This window comes from Mycobacterium shunyiense (genome assembly GCF_058270075.1).
Map to the genome: position 1 here is coordinate 25692 of NZ_JBZDPU010000005.1, position 13649 is coordinate 39340.

Below are 13649 nucleotides of genomic sequence, written 5' to 3' on the forward strand. Positions count from 1 at the left end.
GTGGTGGCCGATCACGACGTGATCATCATCGGTGCCGGATTCGCCGGGCTTTACCAGCTCTACAAGTTACGTGAGCTCGGATTCGACGCACGCGTCCTTGAGGCCGGGCCGGAGGTGGGTGGCACCTGGTACTGGAACCGGTACCCGGGGGCCCGCTGCGACATCGAATCAATCGAATACTCATACTCGTTCGACTCGCAGTTGCAGCAGTCGTGGAACTGGACCGAGCGTTACGCTGCTCAGCCGGAACTGCTCGCCTACGCCAAGCATGTTGCCGACCGCTTCGACCTCCGTCGCGACATCACCTTCGATACCAGGGTTGTCGCAATGGATTTCGACGGCACCAGAAACGAGTGGACCGTCACGACCGAAGCGGGCGCCCAAATCAGCGCGAACTTCGTGATCGCGGCGACCGGATGCCTGTCCAAACCGTTGATGCCGTCGTTCGAGGGACTGGAAGATTTCGCCGGTGACGTCCTCTGGACCTGGGACTGGCCCGCCGACGGCGCGGACCTTGAGGGCAAACGGGTTGCCGTCGTCGGCACCGGTTCCTCTGGCGTGCAGACGATCACCGCGATCGCACCGGTGGTGGGCGCACTGACCGTGTTTCAGCGCACGCCCCCGTACGCCGTCCCGGCGCAGAACCGGCTGATCGCCGACGAGCTCGCCGACGTCAAACAGCGTTACCCGCAGTTTCGCGACGTCAGCCGCCTGTCGCGGGGCGGCGCGCAGTGCGGCGACGGTGCGGCGCTGCCCCCGTTCTTCGGCGATCTCGACAGCGGCACCTCCCGTGCCGAGCTCGACCGGCGCTGGGATGACGGCGGCCTGTGTTTCCAGCAGTCGTTCTACGACCTGCTGTTGGATCCGGTCGCCAACGAGACCGCCGCCGAGTATGTGCGCGAGCGAATTCGTCAGAAGGTCACCGACCCTCGGCTCGCCGAGAAGCTGACGCCGCGCGGCTATCCGATCGCGGCCAAGCGGATGTGCGTCGACACCGGTTACTACGAGGTCTACAACCAGGACAACGTGGAGCTCATCGACCTCAACGACGAACCGCTGCACCGGATCACGGCACGCGGCATCCTCGCCGGTGACACCGAGTACGAGTTCGACGTGATCGTGCTGGCCACCGGATTCGATGCCATGACCGGCGCGCTGAACGCCATCGACATCCGGGCCGTCGACGAGACCGGCGCCACCCACACGCTGCGGGAGAAATGGGCCGCGGGCCCGCGGACGTATCTCGGCTTGATGTCGGCGGGATTCCCGAACCTCTTCACCGTCACCGGGCCGCAGAGTCCCTCAGTGCTGTCCAACATGCTCACCTCGATCGAGTACCACGTCGAGTGGATCAGTGCCGCACTGGTGCACCTGCGCGAGCACGGCCTGAACCGGATGGAAGCCGACATCGGGGCCGAGGACAACTGGGTGAACATCACCAACGACACCGCCGACCTGACCCTGCTGCCGCAAGCCGCGTCCTGGTACATGGGTGCCAACGTGCCCGGTAAGCGACGGGTGTTCCTGCCGTTCGTCGCCGGTGTCGGCGTCTACAAGCAGATCGGTGACGGCGTGGCCGTGGCGGGTTATCACGGATTCGAGATGGTCTGACCCAACTGCTGGGTGATACTTCTCGGGCGAAGTTCGTGGCGTGAGAAGAGGCAGATGACCCAGCAGGACCAGATCGACGGCGAACCGAGCTCCGTCGCGACTCCGGAGGCCCACACCATGAAGCGGGTGGCGTTCGCCAGCTTCGTCGGCACGGCGATCGAGTTCTACGACTTCTACATCTACGGCACCGCCGCGGCGCTGATCTTTCCCCACGTGTTCTTCCCGAACATGAGCCCCACGATGGCGACCATCTCGTCGCTCGGCACGTTCGCGGTCGCATTTCTGTCCCGCCCCGTCGGTGCGGCAGTGTTCGGCCATTTCGGAGATCGGTTGGGCCGCAAGAAGACTCTGATCGCCACGCTGTTGATCATGGGGTTGTCGACGGTGTGCGTCGGGCTGGTGCCCAGCTCCGCGACCATCGGCGTCGCCGCCCCGATCATCCTCCTGGCCCTGCGACTGCTCCAGGGGTTCGCCGTGGGTGGCGAATGGGCGGGGTCGGCGCTGCTCAGCGCCGAGTACGCGCCCGTCGGGAAGCGCGGTATGTACGGGATGTTCACCCAGCTCGGCGCCGGCGCCGGTCTTGCGGTGAGCAATCTGGTGGTCTTCATCGTGAGCCTGACCATCGGCGAGAAGAGCGCGGTCTTTCTCGACTGGGGCTGGCGGTTGCCGTTCTTGTTCAGCGCAGTACTGCTGATCGTGGCGCTCTACGTGCGGCTCAGCATCGACGAGACACCCGTCTTCGCCCGGGAACAGGTGACCGGCGGTGTGCCCAAGGCGCCGCTGAGCGAACTGTTCCGGACCCAGACCCGGCAGGTGGCGCTAGCCGCGGGTTGCATGGTCGGCATTTTCACCATGAGCTTCCTCGGTGGCACCTACCTGATGAGCTACGCCAGCACACCTATCGGGCATCCGCGCAGCCTCATCCTCGGTGTCGGTGTGCTCGCCGGCGTCGCGCTGATGGTCTTCTCGGCGATCTCGGCGGTGCTGTGCGACCGGTACGGCCGGAGGCGCGTCATCCTTGCCGGCTTCGGGCTGGCCCTGCCATGGGCGTTCGTCGTGATGCCGCTGATCGACTCCGGTTCACCGGTGGGTTTCGCGGTGGCGATCGCCGGCATCTTCTGCATCTTCGGCCTGTCCTACGGGCCGATCGGATCCTTCCTGCCTGAGATCTTCGCCACCCGATACCGCTACACCGGCGCCGGCCTGTCGTTCAATCTGGCTGGCATCGTGGGCGGAGCGATACCGCCACTGGTCGCCGGTGCTCTGGTGGCCACGCTCGGTAGCTGGGCTGTTGGGGCGATGATGGCGGTATTCGTCGTCGTCAGCATCGTCTCGACGCTGTTGCTGCCCGAGACGAAGGGAACCGAACTGGACGCCGTGATGAGTGACACTGCGGGGTGACCGTGGCCGGTCGGAGGTTTGCGGCCTGCTAAGCTGCCTGGCAGTTCGACGTCCTTTAACGATCCGTCCCGAGAGGCGGAGAAGGAGGTCAGAGTCACCTCATGGGCTCTTCAGGTACCGACCGGGAATTGTTGTCTGCGGCGGACGTCGGCCGCACCGTTTCCCGGATCGCTCATCAGATCATCGAGAAGACCGCTCTTGACGATCCCGCCGAACGCGAACGGGTCGTTCTCCTCGGCATCCCCACGCGCGGTGTGACCCTCGCCAGGCGGTTGGCCGCCAAGATCAACGAGTTCGCCGATGTGGCGTTGCCCGTCGGTGCGCTTGACATCACGCTCTACCGCGACGACCTCAACTTCAAGCCGCCGCGACCACTGGCGGCCACCTCGATTCCGCCCGGCGGCATCGACGACGCCGTCGTGATCCTCGTCGACGACGTGCTGTACTCCGGGCGCTCGGTGCGCTCAGCGCTGGATGCGCTGCGTGACATCGGTCGCCCGCGGGTGGTGCAACTGGCGGTGCTCGTCGACCGCGGTCACCGGGAACTGCCGGTCCGCGCCGATTACGTCGGCAAGAACGTGCCGACCTCGCGCACCGAGAGCGTCCATGTGCTGCTGTCCGAGGATGACGACCGTGATGGGGTAGTGATTTCGAAATGACGAACGCTTGCGTGAGGAATCGACCGCTATGACGACACGTCATCTTCTGTCGGCAGCGGATCTGAGCCGGGATGACGCTACGGCGATCCTCGACGACGCCGACCGGTTCCGCGAAGCACTGCTGGGCCGCGAGATCAAGAAGCTGCCCACGCTGCGCGGCCGCACCGTCATCACCATGTTCTACGAGAACTCCACCCGGACCCGGGTGTCGTTCGAGGTCGCGGGCAAGTGGATGAGCGCCGATGTGATCAACGTCAGCTCGTCGGGATCCTCGGTGGCCAAAGGAGAGTCGCTTCGCGATACCGCGCTGACCCTGCGTGCCGCCGGCGCCGACGCCCTGATCATCCGCCATCCTCACTCGGGCGCCGCACAACAGCTCGCCGAGTGGACGGCCGAGGAGACCGGCGGTCCCAGCGTGATCAATGCCGGTGACGGAACCCATGAGCACCCGACCCAGGCCCTGCTCGACGCGTTGACCATCCGCCAGCGTCTCGGCTCCATCGAGGGCAAGCGTGTGGTGATCGTCGGCGATGTGCTGCACAGCCGCGTCGCCCGTTCGAATGTGTCGCTGCTGAGCACCCTTGGCGCCGAGGTGGTGCTGGTGGCGCCGCCCACGCTGCTGCCGGTCGGGGTGTCCGGGTGGCCGGTCACGGTGTCGCACGACCTGGATGCCGAGTTGCCCGCAGCCGACGCCGTGTTGATGCTGCGCGTGCAGGCCGAGCGGATGAACGGCGCGTTCTTCCCTTCGGCCCGTGAGTACTCGGTGCGCTACGGATTGTCCGAGAAGCGTCAGGCCATGCTGCCCGGTAACGCCGTGGTGCTGCACCCGGGACCGATGGTGCGCGGCATGGAGATCGCGTTCCCGGTTGCCGATTCCTCGCAATCAGCTGTTCTGCAACAGGTTTCAAATGGTGTCCACGTGCGGATGGCGGTGCTGTTCCATCTGCTGGTGGGCGCGGATCGGGAGGCGATCAGCGTATGACGCAGCAGGTACTCATTCGCGGTGCACGCCTCTACGGCGAAGGCGACCAACTCGACGTACTGATCGCCGACGGCCAGATCGCCGAGATCGGCTCTGCACTCAAGGCGCCCAAGGACGCCGAGGTGATCGAGGCCGCCGGCCAGGTGCTCCTGCCGGGCTTCGTCGACCTGCACACCCATCTGCGCGAGCCGGGCCGCGAATACGCCGAGGACATCGAAACCGGTTCGGCCGCCGCGGCTCTCGGTGGATACACCGCGGTGTTCGCGATGGCCAATACCGATCCGGTCGCCGATTCCGCGGTGGTCACCGACCACGTGTGGAACCGCGGCCAGCAGGTGGGCCTGGTCGACGTGCACCCGGTCGGTGCGGTCACCGTCGGCCTGAAGGGCAAGCAGCTCACCGAGATGGGCCTGATGGCCGACAGCGTCGGTCAGGTGCGGATGTTCTCCGACGACGGTCTGTGCGTCGATGATCCGCTGGTCATGCGGCGTGCCCTCGAATACGCCACCGGCCTGGGGGTGCTCATCGCCCAGCACGCCGAAGAGCCGCGGCTGACCGTCGGCGCGGTCGCGCACGAAGGGCCCAACGCGGCCAAACTCGGGTTGGCGGGGTGGCCGCGTTCGGCCGAGGAATCGATCGTGGCCCGCGACGCGATCCTGGCCCGCGATGCCGGTGCCCGGGTACACATCTGCCACGCCTCCACCGCCGGCACCGTCGAACTGCTGAAGTGGGCCAAGGCGCAAGGCATTTCGATCACCGCCGAGGTCACGCCGCACCACCTGCTGCTCGACGACGGCAGGCTGGCCGGCTACGACGGACGCAACCGGGTCAACCCGCCGCTGCGCGAAGCGAGTGATGCCGTTGCGCTGCGGCAGGCATTGGCAGACGGGGTCATCGACTGCGTGGCCACCGATCACGCGCCGCATGCCGAGCACGAGAAGTGCTGCGAATTCTCGGTTGCCCGTCCGGGCATGCTCGGCCTGCAGACCGCGCTGTCGGTGGTGGCCGAGACCATGGTGCGTCCCGGCCTGCTGACCTGGCGCGGGGTAGCCAAGGTGATGAGCGAGGCGCCGGCAGCCATCGTCGGCCTGCCGGATCAGGGCCGGCCGCTGGAGGTGGGCGAGCCCGCCAACCTCACCGTGGTCGATCCCGATGCGACCTGGACGGTCGAAGGAGACGAGCTGGCCAGCCGCTCGGACAACACGCCCTTCGAATCGATGACGCTGCCCGCGACCGTGACCGCCACACTGTTGCGGGGCAAGATCACTGCGCTGCACGGGAAGTGTCTTCCGGCGGGCAGGAGCGCAGCGACCCGGGGATCGGCGCCGTGAACACCCCCACGCTGATCGCATCGCTGATCCTGGCCGCGCTGCTGGCTGTGCTGATCGCTTTCCTGATCCGCCAGATGATGCGCGGCTGGCTGCATCGCGCGCAGCGCCAGGCCGAACTGATCGGAACCCTGCCGCCGCTGCCCGACACGGTCAGCGCATCGATCATCCCGCCCATGAAGGGCATGTACGTGGGCAGCACGGTGGTGCCGCACTGGAACGACAAGGTGGCCGCCGGCAGCCTGGGCTTCCGGGCCAAGGCCGTGTTGACCCGTTACCCCGAGGGAATCATGTTGCAGCGCAGCGGGGCCGGTCCGGTCTGGATTCCCGCCGAGTCTGTCACCGCGATCAGAACCGAGCGTGGGATCGCAGGCAAGGCACTGACTTACGACGGAATCCTGGCCATCAGGTGGAGGTTGCCCTCGGGCACCGAGATCGACACCGGGTTCCGCGCCGACAATCGCGCAGAGTACGACCGCTGGCTGGAGGAAGAGGTATGACGAACAATCGGAACGGCAAGGCGGTCCTGGTACTGGAGGACGGGCGCGTCTTCACCGGTACCACATTCGGTGCGGTCGGGCAGACCCTCGGCGAGGCGGTGTTCTCCACCGGCATGTCGGGCTACCAGGAAACGCTGACCGACCCGAGCTATCACGGTCAGATCGTGGTGGCCACGGCACCGCAGATCGGCAACACGGGCTGGAACAACGAAGACGGTGAAAGCCGCGACGACAAGATCTGGGTGGCCGGTTACGCGGTGCGTGACCCCTCGCCGCGGGCGTCGAACTGGCGCGCCAGCGGCACCCTCGACGACGAGCTGGTCCGTCAGGGCATCGTGGGCATCGCCGGGATCGACACCCGGGCAGTTGTGCGCCACCTGCGCACCCGCGGGTCGATGAAGGCCGGGGTGTTCGGCGGAGCCGCGTTAGCGGCGACATCGGGCTCAGGGGACGCGTCCTTGGACGAGTTGGTCGCCCGCGTACTGGACCAGCCCTCGATGCTGGGTGCGGATCTGGCGGGGCAGGTCAGCACGCAGAGTTCCTACATTGTGGAACCAGAAGGCGGCCACCGGTTTACGGTCGCGGCAGTCGACCTGGGTATCAAGACCAACACCCCGCGCAACTTCGCGCGACGCGGGATCCGCAGCCACGTGCTGCCGTCATCGGTGAGCTTCGATCAGATCGCCGATCTCAAGCCGGACGGGGTGTTCCTGTCCAACGGGCCCGGCGACCCGGCCACCGCCGATCACATCGTCGCGGTGACCCGCGAGGTTCTGAGTGCGGGAATCCCGTTGTTCGGCATCTGCTTCGGCAACCAGATCCTGGGCCGCGCCCTGGGCCGGTCCACCTACAAGATGGTGTTCGGCCACCGCGGCATCAACATCCCGGTCATCGACCACATCACCGGGCGGGTGGCGATCACCGCCCAGAACCACGGGTTCGCATTAGAAGGAGAGAAGGGCGAGGTTTTTGATACCCCCTTCGGATCAGCCGAGGTCAGCCACACCTGCGCCAACGACGGTGTGGTCGAGGGCATCCGGCTGGCCAACGGCCGGGCGTTCTCGGTGCAGTACCACCCGGAGGCCGCGGCCGGCCCGCACGACGCCGAGTACCTGTTCGACCAGTTCGTAGACCTGATGGCAGGAGAGAAGTAAATGCCACGTCGCTCTGACCTCAACCACGTGCTGGTGATCGGGTCCGGCCCGATCGTCATCGGCCAGGCCTGTGAATTCGACTATTCAGGTACCCAGGCCTGCCGGGTGCTGCGCTCCGAGGGGATCCAGGTCAGCCTGGTCAACTCGAACCCGGCGACGATCATGACCGACCCCGAGTACGCCGACAACACCTATGTCGAGCCGATCACCTGGGAGTTCGTCGAGAAAGTCATCGTCCAGCAGGCCGAGCGCGGCAACAAGATCGACGCCGTCCTGGCCACCCTCGGCGGGCAGACCGCGCTGAACACCGCGGTGGCCCTGCACGACAACGGTGTCCTCGAAAAGTACGGCGTCGAGATGATCGGCGCTGATTTCGAGGCGATCCAGCGCGGTGAGGACCGGCAGAAGTTCAAGGACATCGTCGCCAAGGTGGGCGGTGAGTCCGCGCGCAGCCGTGTCTGTTTCACTATGGACGAGGTCCGCGAGACCGTCGCCGATCTGGGGCTGCCCGTCGTGGTCCGGCCCAGCTTCACCATGGGCGGCCTCGGATCCGGCATGGCGTACTCGGCCGAGGACGTCGAGCGGATGGCCGGTGACGGGTTGTCCGCCTCACCGACGGCGAACGTGCTGATCGAGGAATCCATCTACGGCTGGAAGGAATTCGAGCTCGAGCTGATGCGTGACCACCGCGACAACGTCGTGGTGGTGTGCTCGATCGAGAACTTCGACCCGATGGGCGTGCACACCGGGGACTCGGTGACCGTTGCCCCGGCGATGACGCTGACCGACCGCGAGTACCAGAAGATGCGCGACGTGGGCATCGACATCCTGCGTGAGGTGGGCGTCGACACCGGCGGCTGCAACATCCAGTTCGCGATCAACCCGGCAGATGGACGGCTCATCGTCATCGAGATGAACCCGCGCGTCTCGCGGTCCTCGGCGCTGGCTTCGAAGGCCACCGGGTTCCCGATCGCCAAGATCGCGGCGAAGCTGGCCATCGGCTACACGCTCGACGAGATCGTCAACGACATCACCAAGGAAACCCCGGCCTGCTTCGAGCCCACGCTGGACTACGTCGTGGTCAAGGCGCCGCGGTTCGCGTTCGAGAAGTTCCCCGGGGCTGACGCCACGCTGACCACCACGATGAAGTCGGTCGGCGAGGCGATGTCGTTGGGCCGCAACTTCATCGAGGCCCTCGGCAAGGTGATGCGGTCGCTGGAGACCAGCCGGGCCGGCTTCTGGACCGGGCCGGACCCCGACCTGACGGTCGAGCAGCTGCTGACCGGCCTGCGCACCGCCGTGGACGGCAGGCTCTACGACATCGAACACGCACTGCGTCTGGGCGCCAGCGTCGAGCAGGTGGCCGAGGCCTCCGGCGTCGACCCGTGGTTCATCGAGCAGATCGCCGGACTGGTCGCGCTGCGCGTCGAACTGCTGGAAGCGCCGGTGCTCGACGCCGAACTGCTGCGGCGGGCCAAGCACAGCGGCCTGTCGGACCGCCAGATCGCCGCTCTGCGGCCGGAACTGGCCGGTGAGTCCGGGGTGCGCGCGCTGCGCCGCAGGCTCGGCATCCATCCGGTGTACAAGACCGTCGACACCTGCGCGGCCGAGTTCGACGCCAAGACGCCGTACCACTACAGCAGCTACGAGCTCGACCCCGCGGCCGAGACCGAGGTGGCCCCGCAGACCGAGAAGCCCAAGGTGCTGATCCTGGGATCGGGCCCGAACCGCATCGGCCAGGGCATCGAGTTCGACTACAGCTGTGTGCATGCCGCGACCACACTGAGTGCGGTCGGCTTCGAAACCGTGATGGTCAACTGCAACCCCGAGACGGTGTCCACCGACTACGACACCGCCGATCGGTTGTACTTCGAGCCGCTCACCTTCGAGGACGTGCTGGAGGTCTATTACGCCGAGGACGCCTCGGGCAAGGGCGAGGACGGGACCGGTCCCGGCGTCGTCGGCGTCATCGTGCAGCTCGGCGGTCAGACGCCGCTCGGTCTGGCCAAGCGTCTCGAGGCGGCCGGGGTCCCCATCGTGGGTACCGGGCCCGAGGCCATCGACTTGGCCGAGGACCGCGGGCTTTTCGGCGAAGTTCTGGTCAACGCCGGTCTGCCCGCCCCGCGGTTCGGCACCGCCACCAGCTTCGAGCAGGCCCGGCGGATCGCCTCCGACATCGGCTACCCCGTGCTGGTGCGCCCCTCCTACGTGCTGGGCGGGCGTGGGATGGAGATCGTCTACGACGAGGCGACCCTGGAGGGCTACATCGCCCGTGCCACCCAGCTGTCCCCGGAACACCCGGTGCTGGTCGACCGGTTCCTCGAAGACGCGATCGAGATCGACGTCGACGCGCTGTGCGACGGCAACGAGGTGTACATCGGCGGCATCATGGAGCACATCGAGGAGGCCGGCATCCACTCCGGTGACTCGGCGTGCGCGCTGCCCCCGGTCACCTTGGGGCGCAGTGACATCGAAGCGGTGCGCCGCGCGACGGAGGCCATCGCCCACGGCATCGGCGTGGTGGGACTGCTCAACGTGCAGTACGCGCTCAAGGACGACGTGCTCTACGTCCTGGAGGCCAACCCCCGCGCCAGCCGTACCGTGCCGTTCGTTTCCAAGGCCACCGCGGTGCCGCTGGCGAAGGCCTGTGCTCGGGTGATGCTGGGTGCCACCATCGCCGAGTTGCGCACGGAGGGTCTGCTGAACAAGACCGGCGACGGGGCCGCCATTGCCCGCAATGCGCCGGTGGCGGTCAAGGAAGCCGTGCTGCCGTTCCACCGGTTCCGCCGGGCCGACGGTGCGCAGGTCGACTCGCTGCTGGGACCGGAGATGAAGTCGACCGGCGAAGTGATGGGCATCGACCACGATTTCGGTACCGCGTTCGCCAAGAGCCAGACCGCGGCCTACGGGTCGCTGCCGACCTCGGGCACCGTCTTCGTGTCGGTGGCCAACCGCGACAAGCGGTCGCTGGTGTTCCCGGTCAAGCGCCTGGCCGACCTCGGATTCCGGGTACTGGCCACGGAGGGTACCGCAGAGATGCTGCGCCGCAACGGTATTCCCTGCGACGAAGTGCGCAAGCACTCCGAGGAACCGCACGGAGATGCGCCGCTGCCGTCGTCGGTCGACGCCATCAAGGCCGGCGAGGTCGACATGGTGATCAACACGCCGTACGGAAATTCCGGGCCGCGCGTCGACGGTTACGAGATCCGTTCGGCCGCAGTGTCGATGAACATCCCGTGCGTGACGACGGTGCAGGGTGCCTCCGCCGCGGTGCAGGGCATCGAGGCGGCCATCCGCGGCGACATCGGCGTGATGTCACTGCAGGAACTGCACAGCGAGTTGGAATCGCGCTGACCATGGACGCTTTCGGGCAACGGCTGGCCACCGCGGTGTCGGAGCGGGGACCGCTGTGCCCCGGCATCGACCCCCATCCCGAACTGCTGCGGGCGTGGGGCCTGTCCACCGATGCCGACGGACTGGCCGCGTTCAGCGACATCTGCGTGACGGCGTTCGCGGGCTTCGCGATGGTCAAGCCGCAGGTGGCGTTCTTCGAGGCCTACGGCTCAGCGGGGTTCGCGGTGCTCGAACGCACCATGGGTGCGCTGCGCGAGGCCGGGGTACTGGTGCTGGCCGATGCCAAGCGCGGGGACATCGGCTCGACCATGGCCGCCTATGCGGCGGCCTGGGCCGGTGATTCGCCACTGGCGGCCGACGCGGTCACCGCGTCGCCGTATCTGGGGTTCGGTTCGCTGCAGCCGCTGCTGGACACCGCCGCGGCCAATGGTCGTGGAGTGTTCGTGCTGGCCGCGACCTCCAACCCGGAGGGGGCGAGTGTGCAGCGCGCGATGGCCGGGTCGCGCACCGTGGCTCAGTCCATCGTCGATTCCGTCGCTGAGGTGAATCGGATCGCCGCTCACTCCACCGGATCGGTCGGTGTGGTGGTCGGGGCCACCGTGACGGACCTGCCTGATCTGAGTGCGCTGGGCGGGCCGGTGCTGGTGCCCGGTGTTGGTGCTCAGGGCGGGCGTGCCGACGCGCTGGGTGGGCTCGGCGGGGCCCGACTGGTTCTGCCCGCGGTGTCCCGCGAGGTGCTCCGGGCCGGTCCCGCGGTGGCCGATGTGCGCGCGGCCGCCGAGCGCCTGCGTGACGAGGTCGCCTACCTCGCCTGAGGGCGGCCGCGGATCCTGAGCGTCCGAACGATGACGAACACCGCACCGATGGCGGCGGCGGCCAACAGAGCGAGGCCGGTGAGATCCCCGCGATCTCGTTCGCGGTAGATAACTTCCTGGTAGTCGGTGTCCGAAGCAGCAGGTGCGAAGCCGTAATCCCCGTCGATCGATGCGGGGGAGTCGATTGTGTCGGTCCACCGGGTCAGGTAATTCCCCGCTTCGAGGAACGTATCGAGCTCGCGGATCCCGCCCGATATGCGTCCGGCGAACTGCAGCTCGGGCTTCCGTCCGGAGACCGGGAATGCGGTCGGATCCATGCGGTGGTTGGCCAGCACACACAGGTCGACGGCCAGCGGGAGTTTGGCCGCACGGGACAGGCGCATCGGGTAGATCACGGTGTCGGAGGCGAACGACAACCGCAATGGCTGCAGATTCCCGGTCAGGGTCTGGCCGGCCGCGTCGGGAAACAGCTGAATGGCCACGATCTCCCAACCACCGGCGATGTAGGGCGTGAGGTCCTCAGCGAGGCTCGGCGGCTGCGGAAAACCCTTCTCCGACAACCACGACGCCAATGCGTGGGGATCGTCAGAGGCCAGCCGGGTGACATTGAACGGCCCGAGTCGCTGCTGGCTGCGCACCGTGACCCCGTCGGGAGCGGCAGCGCTGACAAGGCCGTCTCCGCGCTGGGAGACCATCCCCGGCAACCAACCGAACGACGGCCACCAGGAGTCGCGATACTCGATACGCGGTGCCGACAGCGCGGCCAGTGCACTGAACACGGCCGGTTCGCCGAGCGTGACCTCGGCCTCTGACGGCACCGGCATGATCCAGGCAGCCTTCGACGAGCCGCCTCGCACGTTGAACGACATCAGGATGTCCTCGGTGACACCGTCCCACGCGACGAGTGCACGCTCGTCGGCGACGCTGGCGCCCGCACGGTCCGGGATGTACGCGCCGCACCCACAAGCCCAGGCCGGGGCTGCGACGTTCGCTGTCAATCCGATCAACAGCAGGATGAGTACCGCGCTCGCCGATCGGATCACGGTCATATCGTATGGGGTTGCAAGGCATCGAAGAGACGGAAAAAGCGGGCCGTCCCGGTGGCGGCCCGCCTTTTCGTCAGCACTCCTCGGTTTGCCCGATTGGGCGGCCGTATCCTCTCGACGAGAATTGCTCGGATACAACCAGTTTGGTCAGTGCGTTGCCAGATGCGGTGAGGCGCACCGGGTCACAGCGGGATCCAGATTCCGAAGAACCAGAAGCCCCATCCGTTGAAGTCCGGGTTGAACAGCGGTGTCACCCACCTGCCGTTGTAGTTGAACGGCTGGTGGTCGAAACGGCCCTGGTCCATCCCACGCCAGGACAGATCGGGGGGCGGGGGGCCCCAGTGCCCACCGCGGTCATCTGGTCCGCCGTGGTCGCCGGGCCATCCAGGTCCTCCGGGGCCGCCTGGCCCGCGGTCGCCGGGTCCGCCGTGGTCGCCCTGCCATCCAGGCCCGCCATGGTCACCCGGTCCTCCCGGGCCCTGGCAGTTGCCGAAGTTGCACGGTGGCCCGGGTTGGGCGGCCGCGAGCCCGGTCCCGGCGCTCAGGGTGGCGGCTCCGAGGGTCACCGCCAGGGCAGAAGCGCAGGTGAGACGCTTGATGTTCATGTCTAGCTTCCCTTCACGGGCGTCAGATACCCGATCATCGGAGGCTATTTAGCCGAGCTGTGTATTCGCTATGCGGCAACTAGGCGGGGGTTAGGCGTCGTGCATACGCCGACGTTTGACGTGCGCGTCACCCGTTCCGACACGCCCGACACGCCGTGACCAGCGAAAACTTTTTTTACCCGCCGGTAATCCCA

Annotated in this window: 11 protein-coding genes; 9 read left to right on the forward strand and 2 right to left on the reverse strand. The window is 67.0% G+C overall.

The genetic code is table 11. The features are described from left to right. Positions 1-3: 3 nt before the first annotated feature. The 9 genes from AC4ELH_RS02645 to pyrF all read left to right on the forward strand — a co-directional run bounded on the left by AC4ELH_RS02645 (position 4) and on the right by pyrF (position 11804). Entirely contained in the window at positions 4-1611 is a 1608-nt protein-coding gene (locus AC4ELH_RS02645; RefSeq protein ID WP_498883179.1) for a flavin-containing monooxygenase, read from the forward strand. A gap of 117 nt (positions 1612-1728) precedes the next feature. Then, entirely contained in the window at positions 1729-3012 is a 1284-nt protein-coding gene (locus tag AC4ELH_RS02650; RefSeq protein WP_498883323.1) for an MFS transporter, read from the forward strand. Positions 3013-3113: 101 nt separating this feature from the next. Beyond that, positions 3114-3671 (forward strand): bifunctional pyr operon transcriptional regulator/uracil phosphoribosyltransferase PyrR, encoded by a 558-nt coding sequence (gene pyrR, locus AC4ELH_RS02655; protein ID WP_064879707.1) that lies wholly within the window; start codon positions 3114-3116, stop codon positions 3669-3671. A 28-nt stretch (positions 3672-3699) separates the two neighbouring features. After that, positions 3700-4653: an aspartate carbamoyltransferase catalytic subunit gene (locus AC4ELH_RS02660; RefSeq protein ID WP_064879709.1), complete on the forward strand. Its 954-nt coding sequence runs from the start codon at positions 3700-3702 to the stop codon at positions 4651-4653. Next, a complete protein-coding gene (locus AC4ELH_RS02665) occupies positions 4650-5984 on the forward strand; it encodes a dihydroorotase (RefSeq protein ID WP_498883180.1) in 1335 nt (444 codons plus the stop codon). The genes AC4ELH_RS02660 and AC4ELH_RS02665 overlap by 4 nt, the downstream gene beginning before the upstream one ends. Continuing rightward, the gene (locus AC4ELH_RS02670) at positions 5981-6481 is read left to right on the forward strand and encodes a PH-like domain-containing protein (protein WP_064879753.1); all 501 of its coding nucleotides are present in this window, start codon (positions 5981-5983) and stop codon (positions 6479-6481) included. Before AC4ELH_RS02665 ends, AC4ELH_RS02670 begins: the two co-directional genes overlap by 4 nt. Further along, positions 6478-7635 carry a glutamine-hydrolyzing carbamoyl-phosphate synthase small subunit gene (carA, locus tag AC4ELH_RS02675; RefSeq protein ID WP_498883181.1) on the forward strand — a complete coding sequence of 386 codons (1158 nt, stop codon included), beginning with the start codon at positions 6478-6480 and terminating at the stop codon, positions 7633-7635. The genes AC4ELH_RS02670 and carA overlap by 4 nt, the downstream gene beginning before the upstream one ends. Further along, the gene (carB, locus tag AC4ELH_RS02680; RefSeq protein WP_498883182.1) at positions 7636-10989 is read left to right on the forward strand and encodes a carbamoyl-phosphate synthase large subunit; all 3354 of its coding nucleotides are present in this window, start codon (positions 7636-7638) and stop codon (positions 10987-10989) included. It abuts the gene before it with no gap. A gap of 2 nt (positions 10990-10991) precedes the next feature. Continuing rightward, on the forward strand, positions 10992-11804 hold the full coding sequence (gene pyrF / locus AC4ELH_RS02685; protein WP_498883183.1) for an orotidine-5'-phosphate decarboxylase: 813 nt from the start codon (positions 10992-10994) through the stop codon (positions 11802-11804). On the opposite strand, the gene AC4ELH_RS02690 is transcribed toward pyrF, so the two are convergent. Next, entirely contained in the window at positions 11792-12853 is a 1062-nt protein-coding gene (locus AC4ELH_RS02690; protein WP_498883184.1) for a DUF2330 domain-containing protein, read from the reverse strand. The two genes, pyrF and AC4ELH_RS02690, sit on opposite strands and share 13 nt — an antisense overlap. A 179-nt stretch (positions 12854-13032) precedes the next feature. After that, positions 13033-13455, reverse strand: a complete 423-nt coding sequence (locus AC4ELH_RS02695; RefSeq protein ID WP_498883185.1) for a hypothetical protein — start codon at positions 13453-13455, stop codon at positions 13033-13035. Between the last annotated feature and the right edge of the window lie 194 nt (positions 13456-13649).

Coding starts and splice junctions, on each gene's coding strand:
- AC4ELH_RS02695 (WP_498883185.1), bottom strand. CDS start 13,455: ATGAACATCAAGCGTCTCACCTGCGCTTCTGCCCTGGCGGTGACCCTC.
- pyrR (WP_064879707.1), top strand. CDS start 3,114: ATGGGCTCTTCAGGTACCGACCGGGAATTGTTGTCTGCGGCGGACGTC.
- AC4ELH_RS02665 (WP_498883180.1), top strand. CDS start 4,650: ATGACGCAGCAGGTACTCATTCGCGGTGCACGCCTCTACGGCGAAGGC.
- pyrF (WP_498883183.1), top strand. CDS start 10,992: ATGGACGCTTTCGGGCAACGGCTGGCCACCGCGGTGTCGGAGCGGGGA.
- carB (WP_498883182.1), top strand. CDS start 7,636: ATGCCACGTCGCTCTGACCTCAACCACGTGCTGGTGATCGGGTCCGGC.
- AC4ELH_RS02690 (WP_498883184.1), bottom strand. CDS start 12,853: ATGACCGTGATCCGATCGGCGAGCGCGGTACTCATCCTGCTGTTGATC.
- AC4ELH_RS02650 (WP_498883323.1), top strand. CDS start 1,729: ATGAAGCGGGTGGCGTTCGCCAGCTTCGTCGGCACGGCGATCGAGTTC.
- carA (WP_498883181.1), top strand. CDS start 6,478: ATGACGAACAATCGGAACGGCAAGGCGGTCCTGGTACTGGAGGACGGG.
- AC4ELH_RS02660 (WP_064879709.1), top strand. CDS start 3,700: ATGACGACACGTCATCTTCTGTCGGCAGCGGATCTGAGCCGGGATGAC.